This window comes from Pseudomonas hydrolytica (assembly GCF_021495345.1).
Taxonomy (GTDB): Bacteria; Pseudomonadota; Gammaproteobacteria; order Pseudomonadales; family Pseudomonadaceae; genus Aquipseudomonas; species Aquipseudomonas hydrolytica.
This window is the reverse complement of record NZ_CP099397.1, coordinates 3815391-3837696: the sequence shown is the minus strand read 5'-3', so window position 1 is coordinate 3837696 and position 22306 is coordinate 3815391. Positions and strand designations below refer to the sequence as shown.

General features: G+C 65.9%; 21 protein-coding genes and 1 tRNA gene. 12 read left to right on the top strand and 10 right to left on the bottom strand.

What is annotated here, in order from left to right; genetic code table 11:
- Positions 1-36: 36 nt before the first annotated feature.
- Together wrbA and L1F06_RS17990 are read left to right on the top strand one after the other, a co-directional pair.
- Positions 37-636, top strand: coding sequence for an NAD(P)H:quinone oxidoreductase (gene wrbA, locus L1F06_RS17995; RefSeq protein WP_129481616.1), 600 nt, complete (start codon positions 37-39; stop codon positions 634-636).
- A 113-nt stretch (positions 637-749) separates the two neighbouring features.
- The gene (locus L1F06_RS17990; RefSeq protein WP_177490999.1) at positions 750-1316 is read left to right on the top strand and encodes a putative antibiotic biosynthesis monooxygenase; all 567 of its coding nucleotides are present in this window, start codon (positions 750-752) and stop codon (positions 1314-1316) included.
- Positions 1317-1466: 150 nt separating this feature from the next.
- Here L1F06_RS17990 and phnE read toward each other — a convergent pair whose 3' ends face one another.
- From phnE to L1F06_RS17970, 4 genes are read right to left on the bottom strand one after another with little or no spacing between them, the layout of a single operon-like run.
- Positions 1467-2228 (bottom strand): phosphonate ABC transporter, permease protein PhnE, encoded by a 762-nt coding sequence (gene phnE / locus L1F06_RS17985; protein ID WP_129481615.1) that lies wholly within the window; start codon positions 2226-2228, stop codon positions 1467-1469.
- Entirely contained in the window at positions 2225-3052 is an 828-nt protein-coding gene (locus L1F06_RS17980) for a PhnE/PtxC family ABC transporter permease (protein ID WP_129481614.1), read from the bottom strand. The genes phnE and L1F06_RS17980 overlap by 4 nt, the downstream gene beginning before the upstream one ends.
- Complete coding sequence (locus L1F06_RS17975; protein ID WP_129481613.1) at positions 3046-3846, bottom strand: phosphonate ABC transporter ATP-binding protein; 801 nt, start codon at positions 3844-3846, stop codon at positions 3046-3048. Before L1F06_RS17975 ends, L1F06_RS17980 begins: the two co-directional genes overlap by 7 nt.
- A complete protein-coding gene (locus L1F06_RS17970; RefSeq protein WP_129481612.1) occupies positions 3843-4694 on the bottom strand; it encodes a putative selenate ABC transporter substrate-binding protein in 852 nt (283 codons plus the stop codon). The genes L1F06_RS17975 and L1F06_RS17970 overlap by 4 nt, the downstream gene beginning before the upstream one ends.
- 135 nt (positions 4695-4829) lie before the next feature.
- Here L1F06_RS17970 and L1F06_RS17965 point away from each other — a divergent pair, with 135 nt between their 5' ends.
- Positions 4830-5720 (top strand): NAD(P)-dependent oxidoreductase, encoded by an 891-nt coding sequence (locus tag L1F06_RS17965; protein WP_129481611.1) that lies wholly within the window; start codon positions 4830-4832, stop codon positions 5718-5720.
- Positions 5717-6502, top strand: coding sequence for a hydroxypyruvate isomerase family protein (locus L1F06_RS17960; RefSeq protein ID WP_129481610.1), 786 nt, complete (start codon positions 5717-5719; stop codon positions 6500-6502). The genes L1F06_RS17965 and L1F06_RS17960 overlap by 4 nt, the downstream gene beginning before the upstream one ends.
- Before the next feature lie 534 nt (positions 6503-7036).
- Here the strand turns inward: L1F06_RS17960 and L1F06_RS17955 are convergent.
- Positions 7037-9217, bottom strand: coding sequence for a putative bifunctional diguanylate cyclase/phosphodiesterase (locus tag L1F06_RS17955; RefSeq protein WP_129481609.1), 2181 nt, complete (start codon positions 9215-9217; stop codon positions 7037-7039).
- A gap of 54 nt (positions 9218-9271) precedes the next feature.
- The gene (locus tag L1F06_RS17950; protein ID WP_096825929.1) at positions 9272-11443 is read right to left on the bottom strand and encodes a hypothetical protein; all 2172 of its coding nucleotides are present in this window, start codon (positions 11441-11443) and stop codon (positions 9272-9274) included.
- Positions 11444-11720: 277 nt separating this feature from the next.
- Here L1F06_RS17950 and L1F06_RS17945 point away from each other — a divergent pair, with 277 nt between their 5' ends.
- Positions 11721-13049 (top strand): spinster family MFS transporter, encoded by a 1329-nt coding sequence (locus tag L1F06_RS17945; protein WP_003245803.1) that lies wholly within the window; start codon positions 11721-11723, stop codon positions 13047-13049.
- A gap of 217 nt (positions 13050-13266) precedes the next feature.
- Here L1F06_RS17945 and L1F06_RS17940 read toward each other — a convergent pair whose 3' ends face one another.
- A complete protein-coding gene (locus L1F06_RS17940) occupies positions 13267-14244 on the bottom strand; it encodes a zinc-dependent alcohol dehydrogenase family protein (RefSeq protein ID WP_129481608.1) in 978 nt (325 codons plus the stop codon).
- 188 nt (positions 14245-14432) lie between these two features.
- On the opposite strand from L1F06_RS17940, the gene L1F06_RS17935 reads away from it, so the two are divergent.
- Positions 14433-15113: a substrate-binding periplasmic protein gene (locus L1F06_RS17935; protein ID WP_003245800.1), complete on the top strand. Its 681-nt coding sequence runs from the start codon at positions 14433-14435 to the stop codon at positions 15111-15113.
- Between the two features lie 116 nt (positions 15114-15229).
- On the top strand, positions 15230-16342 hold the full coding sequence (locus L1F06_RS17930) for a PQQ-dependent sugar dehydrogenase (RefSeq protein ID WP_252576793.1): 1113 nt from the start codon (positions 15230-15232) through the stop codon (positions 16340-16342).
- A gap of 99 nt (positions 16343-16441) precedes the next feature.
- On the opposite strand, the gene L1F06_RS17925 is transcribed toward L1F06_RS17930, so the two are convergent.
- On the bottom strand, positions 16442-16633 hold the full coding sequence (locus L1F06_RS17925; protein WP_003245796.1) for a PFL_1563 family small protein: 192 nt from the start codon (positions 16631-16633) through the stop codon (positions 16442-16444).
- Positions 16634-16873: 240 nt separating this feature from the next.
- On the opposite strand from L1F06_RS17925, the gene L1F06_RS17920 reads away from it, so the two are divergent.
- The 3 genes from L1F06_RS17920 (at position 16874) to L1F06_RS17910 (ending at position 18309) form a co-directional block, all read left to right on the top strand.
- Positions 16874-17716, top strand: coding sequence for a CvfB family protein (locus L1F06_RS17920; RefSeq protein WP_129481606.1), 843 nt, complete (start codon positions 16874-16876; stop codon positions 17714-17716).
- A gap of 55 nt (positions 17717-17771) precedes the next feature.
- A tRNA-Thr gene (locus L1F06_RS17915) sits at positions 17772-17847 on the top strand.
- A 135-nt stretch (positions 17848-17982) separates the two neighbouring features.
- The gene (locus L1F06_RS17910) at positions 17983-18309 is read left to right on the top strand and encodes a hypothetical protein (protein ID WP_012019298.1); all 327 of its coding nucleotides are present in this window, start codon (positions 17983-17985) and stop codon (positions 18307-18309) included.
- A 3-nt stretch (positions 18310-18312) separates the two neighbouring features.
- Here the strand turns inward: L1F06_RS17910 and L1F06_RS17905 are convergent, their stop codons facing one another.
- Together L1F06_RS17905 and L1F06_RS17900 are read right to left on the bottom strand one after the other, a co-directional pair.
- The gene (locus L1F06_RS17905; RefSeq protein ID WP_129481605.1) at positions 18313-19356 is read right to left on the bottom strand and encodes a GGDEF domain-containing protein; all 1044 of its coding nucleotides are present in this window, start codon (positions 19354-19356) and stop codon (positions 18313-18315) included.
- A gap of 105 nt (positions 19357-19461) precedes the next feature.
- Positions 19462-19872: a GNAT family N-acetyltransferase gene (locus L1F06_RS17900; protein ID WP_129481604.1), complete on the bottom strand. Its 411-nt coding sequence runs from the start codon at positions 19870-19872 to the stop codon at positions 19462-19464.
- Positions 19873-20013: 141 nt separating this feature from the next.
- Here L1F06_RS17900 and L1F06_RS17895 point away from each other — a divergent pair, with 141 nt between their 5' ends.
- Together L1F06_RS17895 and L1F06_RS17890 are read left to right on the top strand one after the other, a co-directional pair.
- On the top strand, positions 20014-20802 hold the full coding sequence (locus L1F06_RS17895) for a PP2C family protein-serine/threonine phosphatase (RefSeq protein ID WP_129481603.1): 789 nt from the start codon (positions 20014-20016) through the stop codon (positions 20800-20802).
- Between the two features lie 16 nt (positions 20803-20818).
- On the top strand, positions 20819-22303 hold the full coding sequence (locus tag L1F06_RS17890; RefSeq protein WP_129481602.1) for a serine/threonine-protein kinase: 1485 nt from the start codon (positions 20819-20821) through the stop codon (positions 22301-22303).
- Positions 22304-22306 lie beyond the last annotated feature (3 nt).

Genomic DNA, 22306 nt, shown 5'->3' with positions numbered 1-22306 from the left:
CATCCATAAACAGCACGTTATCCAGAGGAAATGGCAATGGCTAAAGTTCTAGTGCTCTACCACTCCATGTATGGCCACATCGAGACCATGGCGAACAAGGTCGCTGAGGGTGCCCGCAGCGTTCCGGGATCGGAGGTCGTGATCAAACGGGTTCCTGAAACGATGAGTCAGGGAGCCTTTGCCGCAGCAGGCGGCAAGACGAATCAGAGTGCGCCTGAGGCGCAGCCGTCAGACCTGGCCGATTTCGATGCCATCATCTTTGGCACTCCGACGCGCTTCGGCAACATGTCCGGGCAAATGCGCAACTTCCTCGACCGAACAGGCGGGCTCTGGGCCAAGGGTGCTCTGGCAGGAAAGGTCGCCAGCGTGTTTACCTCAACCGGAACGGGCGGTGGCCAGGAGATGACCATTACCTCCACCTGGACCACGTTGGCACATCACGGAATGATCATCGTGCCGATCGGCTATACCACCCCAGCGCTGTTCGATACCTCCGAAGGTGGCGGCGGTACGCCTTATGGTGCCTCAACCCTTGCCGGCGGCGATGGCTCTCGACAGCCCAATGGGCGTGAGCTGGAAATCGCGCGTCATCAGGGCGAACACGTGGCGCGGATCGCATCCAAGCTACACGGCTAGATCGAGAAGCATCTGGCCCCACAACGGCCGAACGGCCCTTGACTGGACCGGTGGCGGGCATCCGTGCGCGCCGCTGGGGCGACAGGGCCGAGGCTTTGAGCAGAGTGTCGACCATGAGCGAAACGCACCCTGAAACCGTAACCCTGGTGGTGCGCCATCAGGTTCGCCCACACCACGCGCCACGCTACGAGACCTGGTTGCGGCGCATCATCACCACCGCCAGCCAATGCCCCGGCCACCTTGGGGTGGACGTGATACGTGGCTGGCGACCCGACGTGGCACAGTTCACATGCGTGCTGCGCTTCACCAGCTTAGAGCAGCTGCAAAACTGGATTCGCTCGGAACAAAGGCGCCAGCTCGTAGCCGAGGTCGTACCGCTTCTTTGCGATGGCGACCAATTGGAGATCGCTCAAGGCAAGGATTTCTGGTTCGTACCGGAACCCGTCCAGACACCCCCGCCGCGCTGGAAACAAAGCTGCATAACCTTCCTGGTGATTCTGCCACTGAGCCTGCTGATGCCGCTGCTTTGGCGACCTCTGTTCCAGCTTATTCCCTGGCTCAGCAATTCACTGCTAAGCGATGCACTCATCACCTTGAGCATCGTCCTGCTTGTGGTGTACCTGTTCATGCCCATGGCCACGCGTGCCTTTGCAGGCTGGCTGAGGCCTCACAATCGCTGAGGTGAGACTCAGGAGAAAAGCCGCGGCAGCCTTCAACTGCCGGCGGTTTACTCGGCACCGCCAACCTGGCTCCGACTATGCCGATGGGGCCGTAAGGGCCGCGGCGTTTCACGAGCTGACTAGCCGGCAGGGCCTGATGCTTTGATCAGCTCAGCTCACCCAGCGCTGCCGCGCCCAGCCACTCAGGCCATCCACCGCCAGCACCAGCATGAGCATGGCCAGGATCACCGTGGCCGCCTGGGCTTCCTGGAACAGGCTGAGCGACACATAGAGCATCTGCCCGAGACCGCCGGCGCCGACGAAGCCGAGCACGCTGGCCATGCGGATGTTGTTCTCCCAGCGATATAGCGTGTACGCCACCAGTTGCGGCCAGACGCCGGGCAGGGTGCCGTAGCAGAAGGCGAGCATGCGTCCGCCGCCGCTTTCGCGGATGGCGTCGGCAGGCTCGCGTGGGGTGTTTTCCAGCGCTTCGGCGAACAGGCGGCCGAGCACGCCGGCAGTATGCAGGGCCAGGGCCAGGGTGCCGGCGTTGGGGCCGAGGCCCGCGGCCAGCACCATCAGTGCTGCCCAGACCAGTTCGGGGATGGCGCGCAGGGCGTTGAGCAGCATACGTGTGAGGTGCAGGGCGACACCGCCGAAGCGTCCGGCGGCCGGCAGCGCCAGGGCCAGGCCGAGCAGGGCGGCGAGCAATGTGCCGATGGCGGACATGGCCAGGGTTTCCAGCGCGCCACGGCCGATGGCCTGCAGGTGCGCGGCGGAGACGTCCGGTTGCAGGAAGCCGCTGGCGTATTGGCCCATCTGCGCCAGGCTGTCGCCGGCTACCAATGCGCCGAGGTCGATGCCCAGATAGAGGAACGAGGCGATCACCGCGGCGAGGAGGGCGGCGAACAGGATCAGATTGCCGGCTCTCATGTCAGCCTCGCGCGCAGCAGGCGGCTGAACTGGTCGGCCAGCAGTACCAGCAGCAGGAAGGTGAGCAGCATGCTGGCCACTTCGCCGCCGGCGAACATGCGCAGCGACAGGTCGATCTGCTGGCCCAGGCCGCCGGCGCCGACGAAGCCCATCACCACCGAGGCGCGGATGGCGCACTCCCAGCGGTACACGGTGTAGGAGAGCATTTCCCCGGCGGCATTGGGCAGCACGCCGTAGGCGAAGGCGCTCAGGCGGCTGCTGCCGGCACCCAATAATGCGCGGGTGGGGCGGGCGTCGACCGATTCGAAGATTTCCGCGTACACCTTGCCCAGCATGCCGGCGTAGGTGATGGCGATGGCCAGCACCCCGGCGGTGGGGCCGAGGCCGACGGCGCGGACGAACAGCAGCGCCCAGACGATCTCCGGCACGCTGCGCAGGAAGATCAGCAGCCCGCGCACCGGCCAGCGCGCCAGGTTCGCCCACCAGGCCGGGCGGCCACCGCGGTGCACGGCCGACAGCGACAGCGCGCGACTGGCCAGCAGTGCGGCGGGAACGGCGATCAGCAGCGCCAGGCTCATGCCGGCGGTGGCGATGGCCAGGGTTTCCAGGGTGGCGCGGCCGAGCAGGGCGAGGAACTCGGCGTCATGCGCCGGCGGCCAGAAACCGGCGAGGAAGTTGCCCATGGCGCGGGTGTTGTCGCCATCGACCAGTACGGCCAGGTCCAGCTCGCTCAGGCTCAGGCCAGGCCACAACAGCAGCAGCGCCAGAACGGTAATCAGCAGGCGCGGCAGGGCGGCGGGGTCGCGTGGGGCGGTGGTCAGCATCGCGGGATATGCGTCGGTTGCGGCTGTACGGGCGAGCTGGGCGTGGCCTGCAGCTGCTCGTTGGCATACAGCGCCTGCAACTGCTCGGGCTGCACCTCAATGGCCGGCAGGTCGAAGGCGATACACCCATCGCGAATGCCAACGATGCGGGGAAAGTGCGCCAGCGCCAGGTCGACGGCGTGCAGGCTGGCCAGCAGGGTCATGCCGCGCTCGGCGGCCTCGCGATTGAGCACGGCCAGGGTGTGGCCGGCGAGCACCGGGTCCATGGCCGAGACCGGTTCGTCGGCGAGGATCAGTTCCGGCGCCTGGTACAGCACGCGGGCGATGCCGACGCGCTGCAACTGACCGCCTGAGAGCTGATCGCAACGCTGGTAGAGCTTGTCGGCGATATCCAGGCGCGCCAGGGCGGCCTGGGCACCGCCGGCATCCAGCGGATGCAGCAGGTTGAGCAGGCCTTTGGCCACTGACCACTGGCCAAGCTTGCCGGCCAGCACGGCGGTGACCACGCGCTGGCGCGGCGGCAGCGGCGGTGCCTGATGGATCAGGCCGATACGCGCACGCAGACGCTGGCGCTGGCGGGCAGCCAGGCGCCAGGGGTTGTGCTGCAGCAGGTCGAGCTCGCCGCGCGTGGGTTGCAGGCTGGTGGCCAGCAGGCGCAGCAGGGTGGTCTTGCCGGCACCCGAGGGGCCGATGATGGCCACTCGTTCGCCGGGGCTGACCTCGAGATCGATGTTTTCCAGCGCAACCTTGCCGTTGGCGTGGGCCAGGCCCACGCCACGCAGGGCGATGCTCACTTGAGCAGGCCGGCGGCGCGAGCGGCTTCTTCGATGCCTTCATAGTTTTCAGGCTTGGTCTCGATGAAGCGGCTGGCGGCCTGCAGGTCGAGAATCGCCTTGTGCTCGGGCTTGGCCGGGTCGAGGGCGAGGAAGGCGCTCTTGATCTTCGCCTGCAGATCGGCGTCGAGGTTGCCGCGCACGGTCCAGTTGTAGTCGTAGTAGGTCGGGGTGGTGGCGAAGACCTTGACCTTGTCGGTGTCGACCTTGCCGGCGTCCACCAGCTTCTGCCACACCGAGGCGTTGAGCACGCCGCCGTCGGCCTTGCCGGCCTGCACCCAGGCCGCGGTGGCGTCGTGGGCGCCGGAGTAGGCCACGCGGCTGAAGAAGTCTTCCGGCTTGATGCCGTCCTGCAGCATGAAGTAGCGCGGCATCAGGCTGCCGGAGGTGGAGGACACCGAGCCGAACGCGAAGGTCTTGCCCTTGAGGTCCTGCAGCGATTTCACCGCCGGGTCGGAGGTGATGAATTTGCTGGTGAACTCGGCGTCCTGTTCACGCTGTACCAGCGGTACGGCGTTACCGGTCTTCAGGTGTGCCTGGACGAAGGTGAAGCCGCCCAGCCAGGCCATGTCGATACGGTCGGCGGCCAGCGCCTCGACCACGGCGGCGTAGTCGGCCACCGGCACGAACTCCACCTTCATGCCCAGTTCCTGTTCCAGGTAGGCGCCCAGCGGCTTGAATTTGCGCAGCAGTTCGGTGGGGGCTTCGTCGGGGATGGCCGAGACCTTGAGGACGTCGGCGGCTTGCGCGAATACAGCAGATACGGACAGGGCGATGCCGGCGGCGAGCGCCAGGGTGTTCTTGAACATGTCGGATTCTCCGGTTCAATAGCGGGGAAGGCGCGCGGAGTATAGTGGCCCGGCGCTGCCGATGCAGCCCCGGCAGCACACAGCTGACTCCGGGGTTAAGATGCGCGCTGAAGACGAACTGCCTGGAGTTGATCGATGACTGCAACGCTGCCCGCCCTGGCCTTTGCCGGGATTGGTCTGATGGGCCTGCCGATGACCCGCCGCCTGCTCGCCGCAGGCTATCCGCTGACCCTCTGGAACCGCACGCCGGACAAGTGCGCGCCGCTGCTGGAGCTGGGTGCGCATCGCGTGGAGAACCCCGCCGAACTGTGCCGCGATGCCAGTGTGGTGATGCTCTGCCTGGCCAATACCGAGGTGGTGCGTGAGGTGGTGTTCGGCCCGGGTGGCATCGTCGAGGGCGCGCGGCCGGGGCAGTTGCTGGTGGATTTCTCCAGCCTGGAACCGGCGGCTACCCGTGAAATGGCCGCCGAACTGGAGGCGCGTACCGGCATGCGCTGGGTGGATGCGCCGGTCTCCGGTGGCACGCCCGGCGCCGAGGCCGGCACGCTGGCGATCATGGCCGGCGGCCGGGACGAAGACGTGGAGCGCGTGCGTCCGGTGCTGGCGCATCTGGGCCAGCGTCTGACGCGCATGGGCGAGGTGGGCGCCGGGCAGGTGACCAAGGTGTGCAACCAGATGATCGTCGCCTGCAACGCCCTGGTGATCGCCGAGGTAGTGGCGCTGGCCGAGCGCTCCGGCGTCGATGCCAGCCTGATTGCACTGGCGCTGGCCGGAGGTTTCGCCGATTCCAAACCGCTGCAGATTCTCGCCCCGCAGATGGCCGCCAGCCAGTTCGAGCCGATCAAGTGGCACGTGCGCACGCTGCTCAAGGACCTCGACACCGCGGTCAAACTATCCCGTGAGCAGGGCAGCGCCACGCCCATGAGCGGCCTGGCCGCGCAGCTGATGCGTCTGCACGGCAGCCAGGGCAACTTGGAGCGCGACCCAGCCACGCTGGTGGAACTGCTGCGCGAGCAATGCCCATGAAGATCGCCGCCAACCTGTCCATGCTGTTCACCGAACTGCCGCTGCGCGAGCGTGTGCTGGCGGCGATGCGTGCGGGGTTCGATGCTGTGGAGATCCAGTTTCCCTACGAGCTGCCGGCCATCGCCCTGAAGGAAACACTGGAGCTCAGCGGTTTGCCGCTGGTGCTGATCAACGTGCCGGCGGGCGACCTGATGAGCGGCGGGCCCGGCCTGGCCAGTGTGCCGGCGCGTCAGGCCGAGTTCGACGCTGCCCTGCAGGAGGCATTGACCTACGCCGCCATGGTGCGCCCGGCCTGCATCAACGTGCTGCCAGGGCGCCTGGCCGAAGGCGTGAGCCGCGAGCAGGCGCTGGCGTGTCTGGTCGCCAACCTGCGCAGGAGCGCCGAGGCCTTCGCCACACTGGGCATTCGCGTGCTGGTCGAGGCGATCAACCCCATCGACATGCCGGGCTTTGTGATCAACACGCCGGAGCATCTCGATGAGCTGCTGCGTGCGGTCGATCACCCGAATCTGGCCGCACAGTACGACCTCTACCATATGGCGCGTCAGGGGCTGGACGTGGCCGCCGGCATGCGCCTGCTGGCGGGGCGCATCGGTCATGTGCAGTTCGCCGATGTGCCGGGGCGCGGCGCCCCGGGCAGCGGTGAGCTGGATTTCGCGCCGTTGCTCGAGACCCTGCGCGAGAGCGGCTACGACGGCTGGCTGGGGGCCGAATACAGGCCCGGCGATGCAGGCACCCAGGCGAGCCTGGGCTGGTTGGCGCAGTGGCAGCAACGCTCGTAGGGTGCGCTGCGCGCTCCGGGAGTCCGGCTGCGGTGGCGATAGGCACCGGTGTTTGATGCTGCGGCTGGTGCGCATGGCGCACCCTACGGGGCGGTGCTCCGTGCCGGGTTGCGTCGGCTAGGTAGGGTGCGCCGCGCGCACCGGGAGTTCTGGCGTGGCGTCGGCGGGCATCGGTGGTTGAGTCGCGGCTGGTGCGCATGGCGCACCCTACGGGCGGTGCTGCGTGCCGGGTTGAGTCGGCTAGGTAGGGTGCGCCGTGCGCACCGGGAGTCCGGCTGCGGCGGCGGTAGGCATTGGTGGTTGATGTCGCGGCTGGTGCGCATGGCGCACCCTACGGGGCGGTGCTCCGTGCCGGGTTGAGCCGGATAGGTAGGGTGCGCCGCGCGCACCGGGAGTTCTAGCGTGGCGTCGGCGGGCACCGGTGTTTGATGCTGCGGCTGGTGCGCATGGCGCGCCCTACGGGCGGTGCTCCGTGCCGGGTTGAGTCGGCTAGGTAGGGTGCGCCGTGCGCACCGAGAAATCCGGAGCGCCGGGCTAGAGCCTCATGCCCACCCGTTCCAGCGGTCGGATATGCGGCGGGAAGCGGCTGACGATTTCTTCCAGCGGCAGCGGCTTGCTGAACAGGTAGCCCTGCACCTGGTCGCAACCTCGATCCTGCAGGAACGCCAGTTGTTCGCCGGTTTCCACGCCCTCGGCCACTACCTTCAGGTGCAGGGCGTGGGCCATGGCGATGATGGCGTGGACGATCTCGCGGTCCTGGTTCGAATTGGCCAGATCCTGGATGAAGGAACGGTCGATCTTCAGGGTATCCAGCGGCAGCCGGCGCAGGTAGGCGAGCGAGGAGTAGCCGGTGCCGAAGTCGTCGATGGACAGGCATACGCCCAGGGCCCGTATGCGCTCGAGCAGACCGATGGCGCGGTTGATGTTGCTCAACAGCGCGCTTTCGGTGACTTCCAGCTCCAGGCACTGGGCGGGGCAGCGGGTGGCCTGCAGGTGCTGTTCGATGCGACCCGGCAACTGGTCGTTGGCCAGGTTCAGCGCCGAGCAGTTGACCGCGATCTTCAGCCCCGGATAGCCCATGTGCTCGAGGCTGTTGAGGTCGTGGCAGGCGCGGCGCAGTACCCAGTCGTCGAGTTGATCGATGAAGCCGTTGGCTTCGGCAATGGCGATGAAGCGTTCGGGGGTGAGCAGGCCGTGCAGGGGATGATGCCAGCGCACCAGGGCTTCGAGCTTGCTCAGCGCGCCGCTGCGCAGGTCGATGATCGGCTGATAGAACAGCATCAGGCAGTTGTCCTGCTGCAGGGCCTGGCGCAGGTCCTCTTCCAGCTGCAGTTCGAACGAAGCCTTCTGCTTGAGATGCGGGTTGAAGAAGTGCACCACGTTGCGCCCGCTGCCCTTGGATTGGTACAGCGCCAGGTCGGCGTGCTTGAGCAGTTCCTCCGCGCTGTTGCCGTCCTGCGGGAACAGGCTGATGCCGACGCTGGTGGTCATCACGATCCTGCGGCCGGTCAGGCTGATCGGCTCCTTCATCTGCTCCAGGATGCGCTGGGCCAGCACCCGTGGTGCTGCATTGCTGTCCAGGCTGGCGACCACGCAGAACTCGTCGCCGCCGAAGCGGGCGATGATGTCGCGTTCGCGCAGGGAGCCGCGGATGCGCTGCGCCACCACGCGCAGCAGTTCGTCGCCGGCATCGTGGCCCAGGGTGTCGTTGACGCGTTTGAAGTGGTCGACGTCGAGAAACATCACCGCCAGGCTGCGCCCGGTGATGGCGTGCTCTTCCAGGGTAGCGGCGAACACCCGGTTGAAGCCGCGGCGGTTGAGCAGCTCGGTCAGGGGGTCGAAATGCGCTACCTGCTCCAGTGAGGCCTTGGCCTGGTCGAGTTGCATCAGCAGGTTGTTGACCCGCTGCAGGTCGCGTTCCTTGTCGTCCAGCTTGCGGCCGGCCCAGGCCGCGGCCAGGCTCAGGCCAAGAATCAGCAGGGTGATCGAGGCGACGATCAGCACCAGCTGTCCGGCATTGTCGGCACTGCGCAGTTGCAACGGCGTGCCCTCCGGCACCACCAGATTGAGCGAAGCCATGCCGGTGTAGTGCATGGAGGCAATCGCCGCGCCCATCACCAGCGCTGCACAGAGCCTGAGCCAGTGCTGGTGGCGGGGAGCGCCATGCTGCACGTAACGGTTGAGCAGCAAGGCGGCGAAACTGGCACTGATGGCGATGCCGACGGACAGTGCGAACAGGTCGCCCTGGTAGTAAGCCTCGGCCGGCGAGCGGATCGCCGCCATGCCGCTGTAGTGCATGGCGCTGATGCCCAGGCCGATGATCACCGCGGCCAGGAGCTGCCGGCTCAGGCCGGGGTTCGGCATGGCCATGCAGTACAGGGCGAGCAGGGCGGCGGCCAGCGCCACCAGCAGCGACAGCAGGGTGGTGGCCAGGTCGTAGGCGATGGCGACCGGCGCCTGGAAGGCCAGCATGCCGATGAAGTGCATGGACCAGATGCCGCCAGCCAGACACAGGCCGCCGACCAGGCCCCAGGCCAGGCGCATGCTGCGTCGCTGCACCTGTTGCAGATGCTGGGTGATGATCAGGGTGCAGAGGCTGCCACCGGTGGCAATGGCGTAGGACAGCAGCACCAGCCAGGGATCATGGCTGCAGTCGAGCAGTAGCTGTCCCTGTTCGGGCAGTTCTGCGAGAAAACGGATCGGGAACCCTTGCATGACCACCCCGCCTGTCCGTGATGGGCGCGCCTGATCGGACGCGCCCGGCCGCCCCTACTTGCCGTAGTCGTTGAGGGAGATTACCCGAGTCTTGCCGATGCGGTGGCGGTAGATCTCGCGCAGGTACTTGATCGCCTGCTTGACGCTGTCGCGGGTCAGGCGGATGTCGTTGATCGAAACGAATTTCTCCGCGTCGTGGATCAGCTCGCGGTACTTCTTCTCGTACATCGGTTTGATCGCGTACCAGTTGGTGTCGAGGATCTTCGCCGGGTCTTCGTGCTCGTTGAGCATGGCGTCGAGCTGCGCCTCGTTGAAGCGCTCGGCGACGATGAAATCGAGCATGGCGTCGTCCAGGCTGTCGTCGAAGCGGTACTGGTCGCGGGCGAAGCAGCGCTTGATGTAGGCGACGATCAGGGTCAGGAAGTCGTCCGACAGGCACGGGCTCTTGACGATCAGGGTGGTCAGCGAGAGGTTGGCCGAGGCGCCGATCACCAGCGCGTAGCGCTTGAGCGTGGTGTTGGGGAAGAGGTTGTTGAGGTGGGTCTTGAGTCGGTTCAGGTCCATGTAGGACAGCTTGTAATCCTTGGGCAGGGAGACGATGGACACCACCGAGGAGCAGTTCTTGAAGAAGTGCAGGTCGCTCAGTTGCGTGGCGTCGTAGCCGCTGGCCTTGTACTGCTCCAGGGCCTGGCGATAGCGCTTGGATTCGATCGGCAGCAGGCTGATGCCCTCGATGGCCTGGGTGACCTTGTTGAAGTGCGGCAGGTCGATGGAGCGGAAGAACAGGTCGTCGATGTTCAGCCGGGGCGGGTGCTGCTCCTTGTCCAGCACGCGGAATTTTTCCGATAGCTGGGCATGCTGTTCGGGCACCACGGATTCGGCGTAGGCCACGGCCACCGGACCGGCCAGGCTCATGAACAGGTCGTTGGCGTCGAGGCGGATGGTCTCGCCGATGTCGATGCCGGCGCGGCGGAAGTAGTTCTGGTCGTAGTCGCTGGTCACCGCCTGGGCGGTGAGGATGTTGAAGATCTGCTGCGAGATGTACTGGTTGGCGTGGCGCTCCATGGCGGTCACGTCGATGTTGTGGATGCTGCCGTCACCGCTCTCTTCGGCGTAGCGCATGATGTCGTTGGAGATCAGCATCATCGCGTTCCACGGGCGGATGCGGCGCATCACGCTCTCGGCGCTGCTCTGCTCGTTGTCGAAGTTGTAGGAGAAGTCCCATTCCTCGGCCAGGTACTTGCACAGCAGGCGGCCGGCGTTGATGTGCAGCGCCTCGGACATCTCGCTGCGCTGGTCGGAGATGTTCGGCAGGATGCAGATGCCGCTGGTGAAGATCGGCTCGAAGACGAAACCGCGATCACGCTCGGCCTCGCCATCTTCCGGCGCCTTGCTGTCGAAGGTCTTGCTCATGTAGGCGAACTGCTGCGCCAGGCCGAACTCCGAGGCCATCCCCGAGCCAGTGCCGCCACCGGCGCTGAAGATGTAGAAGTACAGCCGCGACTGATTGGCCTTGATCCCGCAGGAGTCGATCAGGTAGCTGTGGATGAACTTCCAGTCTTCGTTGGAAAAGCGCTGGGTGTCCTTGTTGAGGATGATCTTGGCCAGGTACTGGCCGAGGATCGGGGCATTGCCGGCGCCACCGGCATGCACCTCGGACAGGTCCATGATCTTCATCTTGCTGTAGTCGTCGAGAAAGCCGCTCATTTCGCCCTTGCGCGAGAAGCGGATGCGTCCGGCGATGTCCTTGTCCAGGTCGCCGAGCATCACCAGCGGCTCGATCAGGAACACCGGCTTGCTGCTCTTGTGCGGGGCGCGCAGCAGGTTGCTGCGAATCCAGCGGCTGGGGCGCGAGGCCTGCTCGATGGCTGCGGTGGCCTCGCTGTGGAATTCCTCCAGATAGAACTGGCGGGCGTTGTAGACCAGGGAAGCGACGTCCAGGGCGATGTTCGAGCCGCAGCGGCCAAGGCCGATCAGGCACACCGAGGGAAACTGCTGGATACGGCTCGACTCGCCTTCGTCCAGCGGCTCGCCCAGGGGGAACACCAGGTTGCGCAGGCCGTCGAGGTTATCGAGGATGCGCTCGATGTCGCGCTCGGTGAAATACAGGTACTGCTCGCCGGTATCGCTGCGCCCCGGCAGCGCGGGCGGCGCCAGCAGGTTGTCGGCGATATCGGCCAGGGTGGCTTCCTTGGCGGGGGCTACGGCGTCTTTTTTAGTTTTCATCGGTGACAGTCCGGCGAGTCAGTGGGTATTGGCCATTGGCCATGAAATGACCAACCCCATTGGTTCTAGCACGGAAAAATGTTTTGCGCGTTATTCCTACCGGATATGAGCCGCTGCGGCTGTTACGTCTCATCGCTGTGCATAAACCAAGCGAATGGTCGCAGACAAGCATCGGCAAAGGCTCTAGATTGCCGTCAACCAGCCTGCGCTCGGTGCTGCCAAGGTAGGCGCCACTGCGGTAGAGCGCACGCATACAACAAAAAGGAGACACCTTGTCGTGCAGCCCAATCAGCAAGCCTCGAATGCCTGGCGCATTCTGTTCCTGCTTTTCCTGGCCAACCTGTTCAATTTCTTCGACCGCACCATCCCCGCCATCATCATCGAGCCGATCCGTCTGGAATGGAGCCTGAGCGACCTGCAGCTGGGCCTGATCGGTACCGCCTTCACCATCGTCTACGCCCTGGCCGGCGTTCCGCTGGGGCGCATGGCCGATACCGGCGCGCGGCGCAAGATCATGGGCTGGGGCCTGGCAGCCTGGAGCGGGCTGACGGCGCTCAACGGCATGGCGTGGAATTTCTGGAGCTTTCTGCTGATTCGCATGGGGGTGGGCATCGGTGAGGCCAGCTACGCACCGGCGGCCAATTCGCTGATCGGCGACCTGTTTCCGGCGCACAAGCGCGCGCGGGCCATGGGCATCTTCATGCTCGGTCTGCCGCTGGGGCTGCTGCTGGCCTTCTTCACCATCGGCGCCATGGTCCAGGCCTTTGACAGCTGGCGCGCGCCCTTTCTGATCGCGGCGGTGCCGGGGCTGATCCTGGCGCTGTTCCTGTTCTTCATCCGCGAGCCGGCGCGCGGCGCGGCGGAGAGCACGCGGGTAAGCAGCGCGCCGGTGGACAAGCCGCTGCGCAAGGTGCTGGCGATCCGCACCTTCTGGTGGCTGGTACTGGCGGGGCTGGCGTTCAACTTCGCCTCCTATGCCTGCAATTCGTTCATGGTGCCGATGCTGCAGCGCTACTTCGGCCTGGGCCTGCAGAACGCGGCGATGGCCACCGGCGTGATCGTCGGACTCACCGGCCTGGTGGGTCTGACCCTGGGCGGCTGGATCGCCGACAAGGTGCACCAGCGCTGGGGCAATGGCCGGCTGCTGTTCGCCGCATTCAGCATGCTGGTGGCCTGTCTGTGCACCGGCTGGGCGCTGAGCGCCGGGCGCATCGACACGGCACTGTTCGTCGGCGTGTTCAGCCTGGGCTGGCTGTTCTCCTACAACTTCTACACCTGCGTCTACACGGCGATTCAGGACGTGGTCGAGCCGCGTCTGCGCGCCACCGCCATGGCCTTGTTCTTCGCCGGTCTGTATCTGCTCGGCGGCGGCCTTGGTCCGCTGGCGGTGGGCTGGCTGTCGGATCACTACGCGCAGGCGGCGATGCATGCGGCCGGCGCCAGCGAGATGAGCGAAGCGTTCAAGGCCGTTGGCCTGCACGACGCCATGCTGCTGATTCCGGTGGCCCTGCTGCTCACGCTGCTGGCCCTGCTGCAGGCGGCGCGCTGCTTTCAGGAGGATGCGCTGCGTATGCGCGAAGGATTGGCGCAGGCCGTGCCGGCATAAGAGGGGCGGTGCGCAGCGCAGCGCATGGATAAGGTCCGCAATATCCGGGCGCGGTTGGGTCCCCGTAGGGTGCGCCGTGCGCACCCTATGCACGGCGGGCCTAGGCGCACCGCCGCTCATTGATCGGTGCGCTCGGCACACCCTAGGGTTTTGGCGCCATCACGATCCGCAGGCGCCACAGACGGCGCGCAGGTAGGGTGCGCCATGCGCACCCATCTCAGGGCACCAGCAGGATCTTGCCGTCGCGCTCGCCGCTGGCGGCGGCCGCCACGGCATCCTTGATGTGCTCAAGGTCGTAGGTGGCCGCGACGCGGGTCTTCAGCTTGCCGCTGGCGATCAGCTGTACCAGCTCGCCGAACACCTTCATCTGCTGCGCCGGGCTGGCCTGCTGGAACCACTTGGCCAGCCAGAAGCCGCGCAGCGTCACGTCGCGGAAGACGAAGGAGGCCGGAGAAACCTGGCAGGCCTCGCCGCTCATCATGCCGTAGTTCACCAGCACGCCGCCGTTGGCCAGGGTCGCGGCAATGTGATCGGTGCTGGCGCCACCCACGGCGTCGATGCCCAGACGCACCTCTGCGCCGCCGGTGGCCGCGCGCACGCGCTTGGCCAGGTCCGGACCATCGACCAGCACCAGGTCACCGCCTTCGGCCTCGACACCGGCCACGGCCGATTCGCGGCGCACCACGTTGATGGTCTTGAAGCCGCGCAGCTTGGCCAGCTGGATCAGGTAGCTGCCGACGCCCGAGTTGGCGGCGTTCTGGATCACCCAGTCGCCCGGCTTGAGGTCGACGAATTCGCTGAGCAGGAGCGAGGCGGTCGGCGGATTGACGGTGAGCATGGCCAGCTGCAGCGGGTCGGCATCCGGCAGCGGGATGAGCTTGTCTGCCGGGGCGTTCATGGCGGTGACCCAGGTGCCGCAACCTACCGGCAGCAGCACGGTCTGGCCGACCTTGAAGTTGCCGACGCCTTCACCCAGCGCCTCGACCCTGCCGACGCCCTCGTTGCCGCCGATGGCCGGCAGCGGCGGCAGCATGCCGTAGGCACCGGTGAGAGTCAGCACGTCGGACGGGTTGATTGGCGCGGCCAGCACCTTCACCCGCACCTGCCCGGCGGCAGGCTCGGGCAGTAGCAGCTGCACCGCTTCGATCACGTCCTGCGGCACCGGGCCGCGTTGTTGGTATTCGGCTTTGAGCATGGCTTGGTCTCCTGAAGGCAGGCGCAAAATGCGTGGAGGCAGTCTAGCTGTGATAGGGCAAAGCGGAATGAATCGGCCGGCATCCACTCTGGTTATTAAGGCTGCCGGCCGTCTATGCTCTGACGGGGCAGGCCGGAGGTGGCATGTATAAAGGATGGATGGTGGCGCTGTTGTGGTGCTGGGCCGCAATGGCGAGCGCGCAGGTGCTGCATGTCGGCTTCGGCACGCACAAGCCACCTTACGTGTTCGAGGGCGAGCCGCGTGGTCTGGAGTACGAGCTGGTGGACGGCGCGGCGCGCAATGCCGGTTTCGTGGTGACCGCCTACTACGCGCCGATGGAACGCCTGCACCTGATGCTGCGGCGCGGCGAGATCGATGCCATCACCACCACCCATGAGCGCAGCGGGGTAGAGGCGTTCTACTCGGACGTCTACATCCACTACCACAACGCGGCGGTGGCCCTGGCCAGGCGCGGCTACCGTATCGAACGCATCGCCGATCTCGGTCGGCATTCCGTGAGCGCCTTCCAGCGCGCCCGGGTTCTGCTCGGGCCGGAGTTCGAACGCATGGCCATGAACAACCCGCGTTATCGCGAAGAGGCGCTGCAGATCAATCGCAACCGCCTGCTGTACAGCGGGCGTATCGAGGTGGTGGTGGGGGACAAGCGGATCATTCGCTACTTCAACCGTGAGGTCGCCGATCAGGTCGACGTCAACCAGCCGCTGACCTGGTTCGAACTGTTCCCGCCTACGCCGTATCGGGTCGGCTTCCGGCGCCAGGAGCAGCGCCAGCGCTTCGACGAGGGCCTGCGCAGGCTCAGGGAGAGCGGTGAGTATCGGCGTATCGAGCAGCGCTACCTGGCGGACTGAAACCTGAGGAAACTTTTGCGGGGCTGTCAGCACCGGATGGCTGTTGCACTATGCCGGCTTGTCTGACGCATGGAGACGCCACGATGCCGCGCCTGAAACCACTCGCCGCCTTCGCCATGGTCGCCCTGTTCGGTTGCCAGTACAGCCTCGCCGAAGACCGGCAATTGTCCTCCGAATTGGGGCCCTTACAGGTCCATACCGTCGCCGAGGGGCTGGCCAATCCCTGGGCGGTGGCGTTCCTCCCGGATGGCCAGGGTTACCTGGTGACCGAGCGCCCTGGCGCACTGCGCCGGGTCAGCGCCGAAGGCCAGCTGTCCGAGCCGCTACGCGGCGTGCCGGAGGTGTTCGCGGTGGGCCAGGGCGGTTTGCTCGACGTGGTGCTGTCGCCCGATTTCGCCGAAGACCGGCTGGTCTATCTGTCCTACGCCGAGGCGGGTGACGGCGCTGCCGGTACCGCGGTCGGACGCGGCAAGCTGTCGGCCGATGCCACGGCGCTGGAGGATTTCGAGGTGATCTTCCGCCAGCAGCCCAAGCTCTCCAGCGGCACGCACTTCGGCTCGCGCCTGGTGTTCGACCGTGACGGTCACCTGTTCATCGCCCTGGGCGACAACAACGACCGCCCCACCGCTCAGGACCTCGACAAGCTGCAGGGCAAGCTGGTGCGCATCTTCCCGGACGGGCGCATCCCCGAGGACAACCCCTTCGTCAGCCGTGACGGTGCCCGTGACGAGATCTGGTCCTACGGCCATCGCAACCAGCAGGGCGCCGCGCTCAATCCTTGGAGCGGCCGCCTGTGGACCCACGAGCACGGCCCGCGCGGCGGCGACGAAATCAACATTCCCGAGGCGGGCAAGAACTATGGCTGGCCGCTGGCGACCCACGGGGTGAACTACTCGATGCTGGCCATCCCCGAGGCCAAGGGCAAAACGGTGGCAGGCACCGAGCCGCCGCATCATGTCTGGGAAAAGTCCCCGGCGATCAGTGGCATGGCCTTCTACGATGCCGAGCGCTTCCCGGCCTGGCAGAACAATCTGTTCATCGGCGCATTGTCCAGCCAGGCGCTGATTCGTCTGCAGCTCGATGGCGACAGGATCGTGCATGAGGAGCGTCTGCTGCAGCCGCTCAAGGCGCGAGTGCGCGACGTGCGGCAGGGGCCGGACGGTTATCTGTATGTGCTGACGGATGCGCCGAAGGGGCAGTTGCTGCGTCTGGGGCTGGCGAGCGAGTGACGCGCGCCTCTGTTTTAGCGCAGCGATGGCAACGCAGGTCGTGTCTGGCGGTGCCTAACACGGGAGAGGTGTCGGGTGCGCATGCCGCACCCGGGGCGATCACTTCTTGCTGATGGTGATCTGGCGGGTGCCGCCGTAGGTCTGGCCGCTGACGCCCTTGGCGATCTGCTGAATCTCGCCACCGCCCTGCAGGAAGGCCGCTACCTGAGCTTCGATGGATTCACGGGTTTCCACGGCAGGGGCGGGCTTGCTGACTTTGCTGGAGGACGACTTCACGCGCAGGGTGGCCATGACCTTGATCTCTTTCAGATGGGCGGCCGGCCATTATGCCTCAACGAGCCTCTTCCTGCTTGGTCAATTGCCCCGCGACATGAGCGCAGGCCGCTCGCAGGTGGTTCCTCATCGCCGTTTCTAGCTTGTTTTCCAGGCACTTACGGCTCCCAGTTACCGGCCGTCGATTCCTCATGCTGCCAGCCCGGAGGCTCCTGAACTCGGGTAGAATGGCCGGCTGTTTTGGCGAGGTGGAACACGATGGCCGTTATCGGGCGGATGAATTCTTTGCAGGTGGTCAAGCACACCGACTTCGGTCTGTACCTGGACGGTGGCGCGGATGGCGAAATCCTCCTGCCCAAGCGCTACATCCCCAAGGACACGCCGAGCGAGGTCGATGACTGGCTCAACGTGTTCATCTACCTCGACAGTGAAGACAAGCTGATCGCCACCACCCTGAAACCGAAGATCCAGCTCGGCGAGTTCGCCAGCCTCAAGGTGGTGGATATCAACCGCGTCGGCCTGTTCTTCGACTGGGGCCTGCCCAAGGACCTGCTGCTGCCGCATTCCGAAGAGAAGCGCCCGCTGCAGATTGGCGACTATTGCGTGGTCTACCTGTACCTGGACAAGCGCACCCGCCGCCTTACCGCCACCGCGCGTCTGGATCGCCACCTGGACAAGGTGCCGGCCAATTATCAGGTCGGCCAGGAAGTCGATCTGCTGGTGGTCGAGCGGACCGACCTGGGCTTCAAGGCCATCATCGACGGCAAGCACTGGGGCCTGATTCACAAGAACGAACTGTTCAAGTTCATCCGCAGCGGCATGCGCGAGAAGGGCTACATCAAGGAGCTACGCGCCGACGGCAAGATCAGCCTGAGCCTGCAGCCCATCGGCCGCGAAGCTGCCAGCGGCCTGGCCGAGCAGATCATCGAACGCCTGCGCGCGCAGGGCGGCGTACTGGCATTGGGCGACAAGAGCCCGCCGGAGGCGATCGCCGAGCAGTTCCGGGTCAGCAAGGGCAACTTCAAGAAGGCCATCGGCGGCCTCTACAAGCAGGGCCTGATCCACATTCACGACGACCGTATCGAACTGCTCGACAACTGAAGCGCCGCCGTCTTGAGTCACGGCGCTGCAGCTCGCATAATGCCGCCGTCTTCTCGCCGGTGTAGCTCAGTTGGTAGAGCAGCGCATTCGTAATGCGAAGGTCGCAGGTTCGACTCCTGTCTCCGGCACCATGAAAATCAAAGGGTTAGCTTCGGCTAGCCCTTTGTCGTATGGGGTCCTCAGACGTTGCAACATTCCCACTCCGTGCTGTCGAAGCTAATGTGCATCTTGGCTTGGCTGCAGGCCGAGCCTTCTGGGAGTTGCCTATGTTGATCCGTTCGATCCTGATGATTCTGGCTGCATCCGTCGCCGCTGCCGCGTTCGCCGATCAGCCGCAGACCATTCGCGTCATTCCCAAGAGCTACGTCAGCCCCGGGGCCAGCGGCAGCGTTTCCGGTTACGAGCGTTACGAGCAGCACAACCTCTACGGCGGGCAGCGCCTGCCGCAGGGCAGCGTGCGGCAGGAAAGCCGCTACGGCAGCCACTCCAGCGAGACGCGCGGCGGCATTCGGCAGACCATCGAGTACCCCGGCGGGCTGATCATAGAGCGCCAGCCGGGTAGCGGCAGTTATCAGCAGCAGCGCAGCCGCTGAGTGTCAGTGCCTGGCGGCATTCGCCGGCGGTGTCGCGCCGTCGGCGATCACCGCGCGGTTGCGTCCCTCGCTCTTGGCGCGATAGAGGCTCTCGTCGGCTCGCTGCAGCCAGCTTTCCCAGTGCTCGCCGCTGTGCAGCACCGCGCCGCCGATGGAGACCGTCACCGCGCCGCCCGGGCTTTTCAGTTCCTGTGCTACCCGGCCGAGCAGATTCTGTGCTGCCGCCTGCAGGCCCGGCAGTTCGGTATTGGGTAGCAGCAGAAGAAACTCCTCTCCGCCGAAACGGAACAGGCGATCCTCCTTGCGCGAGCAGCGCTTGATCAGTTCGACGAAGGCCACCAGCACCTGATCGCCGACATGGTGGCCGAAGCGATCATTGATCTGTTTGAAATGGTCCAGATCCATCACCAGCAGGCCGTAGCTGTCGCTGTGGCGGCGATGGCTGGCCATGGCGATCTTCAGTTCTTCATTCATCGCCCGGCGGTTGCGGGCGCCGGTGAGCGGGTCATGGATCGCCAGCAGTTGCAGCTGGTCGCGCTGGGTGCGGGTGCGCACGGCGAAGATGAAGCTGAGCACGCTGGCCATCATGCAGGTGACCAGGAACGAGACCATCTGGTAGTCGCTCTCGAACACGCTGCCGGGCACCAGCAGGGCATGCGCGACCAGGCTGACCAGCACCAGGGCGGTGGCCAGCAGGGCCTTGCGCGGGGTGACCATGAAGAAGTTGAAGAGAATCAGCGGATAGATCCAGAACAGGCCGTTGACCCCCAGGTTGATGGCGATCAGCGTGGCACCGACAGAGAACACGGCGGCCAGGTAGATACCGGGTTTGACCGTGTCGCGAGTGACCCAGGCATAGAGCACGGCGAACAGCGTGGACAGAACGATGATGGTGTCGGCAATGCCGACCAGATAGTTGCCATGTAGCAGACGGTAAACGGCATAGGGCGAGATGCCGATGACGCCGAACAGACCCATCAGGGTGATGATCGACAGCTGGAAGTCGTTGCGCAGGCGCTTGAGTAGGCGAGCGGTCTGGATGGACATAGCGTTTCTTTTCGTTGTTATGAAACAAGCATGCAGAGCTTTGACCGCTTATGGCAAGGGGCATTCCTGAGCAAAGTGCCAGTATTTTTCCCTGCGACGGGTCGTTCAGTGAGCGCGCAGGGCGATCAGCGACTTGCTGCGCTGGTAACGGGCCAGTCGCTCGGCGAGCGTCTGGGGCAGGCTCGGGCAGTCATCGAAGCCCAGGCGCCGATAGAACGGGCCCAGATCGGGATGGCAGAACAGCCAGACGCTTTCCGGGTGCTCGGCCAGGCTGCATCGCAGCAGCCCGGCAGCCAGCCCCTGACCGCGTTGCCCGGGTGCGACGAACAGGCCGGTCAGCCACTGGCCGTCCGCTACCGGGCGCAGGCTGAGGGCGGCGATGATCTCGCTGCCACGCTGTGCCACCCACAGCTCGTCGCCCGCCTGGCTGCGCATCGGCGAGCGATGGCTGCGGTAGAACTTGTCGGCCAGAGGTCGCAGCGGCGGAGGAAGGCGGCGAAAGTGCGGGGCGGTCATGGGCTTAAGGGGCAGGAAGAGGGCTCCATTAAACCACCGCATTTGGTTAACGGCTGCGCATTTGCGGCCTTGCGGGCGGTGACAGCCCGGCCGCGCCGCCGCATCATGAGCCGATTCGCAGTTCGCTCAAGGATTTACCGCGTGTCCCAGCCTTCCCCTGTCTCCGTGGTCTTCGCCGCGCAAAGCGTGGCTGGCCAGGTACGCACGCACAACGAGGACGCCCTGATCTGCCGTCCCGACCTTGGCCTGTGGGCCCTGGCCGATGGCATGGGCGGGCACGAGCGCGGCGAGGTGGCCAGTGCCCTGGCGCTGGATGTGCTGGTCGAGGCGTTGCTCAGCGGTGCGCAACTGGTGGCCGCGGTGCAGGCCGCACACGAGGCGATCGTGGCAGCGGCGCAGCCCGGCGTCGGCGAGGCCGGCATGGGCAGCACCCTGGTTGCCGCGCGCCTGGACGGCGACGAGTTCGAGCTGGCCTGGGTCGGCGACAGCCGCGCCTACCGCATCGGCAGCGAGCATATCGAGCAGCTCAGTCACGATCACAGCTGGGTCCAGGCCATGGTCGACGCCGGCCAGATGAGCGCCGAGGAGGCCCGCGAGCACCCGCGGCGTAACCTCATTCTGCAGTGCCTCGGGCAGGCCGGGCAGGCGCCCGAGGTGGGCCTGCTGCGCGCCCGGCTGGCACCGGACGAACTGCTCTTGCTGTGCAGCGACGGGCTGACTGGCGAACTGGACGACGCCGCCATTCAGCGCTGCTGCGCCGAAGCGGCCACCCTGGAGGCGATGGTCGAGCAACTGGTGGGGCTGGCCAACAGCCATGGCGGCAGAGACAATATCAGCTGCATCGTCCTGGGCCTCGGCCCGAACGCCTCGCCCCGCGAGGCGCCGGCCCCCGGCCTGCTGCGCAAGTTGTTCAAATCCCTTCAACCCTGAGCGCCAGTCGAGCCGCATGAGTCAGCCCTCCATCAGCGTACCCGGTTACAGCATTCATCATCGCCTGGGCAAAGGCGGCATGGCCGAGGTCTATCTGGCTACCGAGCAGGCGCTGCAGCGCCAGGTGGCGCTCAAGGTGCTGCTGCATCGCGAGGACGCAGCCTTCACCCAGCGTTTCATCAAGGAAGGCCATACCGTCGCCTCCCTGCAGCACCCCTCGATCATCACCATCTACCGCATCGACCAGCTGGACGACGGCCGCCATTTTCTTGCCATGGAATACCTGGCGGGCGGCGATCTGGCCCAGTACAAGGGGCAGAGTCTGGAGCCGGCGCGCGCGCTGCGCATCGTCCGGCAGATCGCTGGCGCCCTGGCGCTGGTGCACGACAGAGGGCTGGTGCACCGCGACATCAAACCCGGCAACATCCTGTTCCGCGACGATGGCACCGCGGTGCTCAGCGATTTCGGCGTGGCCAAGGAGCTGCAGCTCGACAGCGAGCTGACCCAATCCGGCATCGCCGTCGGCAGCCCGGCTTACAGCAGCCCCGAACAGGCGCAGTGTCAGGCGCTGGACGCACGCAGCGACATCTACAGCCTGGGCGTGATCCTGCTGGAGATGCTCACCGGGCATAACCCCTTCCGCGGCGCCAACTACACCCAGACCCTGATGAACCAGCTGCAACTGCAGGCGCCGCCGCTGCCGGAGCCGCTGGGCGAACTGCAGTGGCTGCTCGACCGCATGCTGGCCAAGGACTTGGAAGATCGCTTCGCCGACTGCCACGTGCTGCTGGCCAGCCTCGACGAACTGCAGGACGCCGATCAGGACCAGACCCGTCTGAGCCCGGCCGTCAGCCTGCCGCCGCGCCCAACCCGGCGGCGCTGGCTGCCCTGGGCCGTACTCGGTGTGTTGTTGCTCGGCCTGGGGAGCGCTGGCGGCTACTACTGGCAGCTGCAGCAACGCATCAGCGGGTTGCTCGCGCTGGCGGAAACGCGCCTGAGCGAGGGGCGCCTGCTCGCCCCGGCGCAGGACAACGCCGATTACTATTTTCGCCAGGCCCTGGCCCTGGACGAGGGCAATGCCCAGGCCAGCGACGGCCTGCAGCGCGTGCTGCAGGCGCGTATCCAGCAGTATCTCGACCTGGCCGAACAGCGCCTGGACGAGGGCTTGCTGATCCTGCCCGAGGACGACAGCGCGGTGCATTATTTCCGCCAGGTGCTTGGCTGGGAGCCCGACAACCTGCTGGCTCTGGCCGGCATCAACCGGGTGGCGCAGCGTTTCATCGAACAGAGCGAGGCCGCCTATGCCCGGCGCGAATACAACCTGGCGCTGGAACAGATCAAGCAGGGCCTCGAGGCCGAGCCCGACAACGAACGGCTGCTGGCGCTCTATGACGGCCATGCCCAGCGCGTGCGCAACAGCCAGGCGGCGAACCGCCCGCGCAGCGCGCAGCCGGCCCAGCAGAACCCGATCAAGCGCTTGCTGAACAACCTATTCGACTGATCC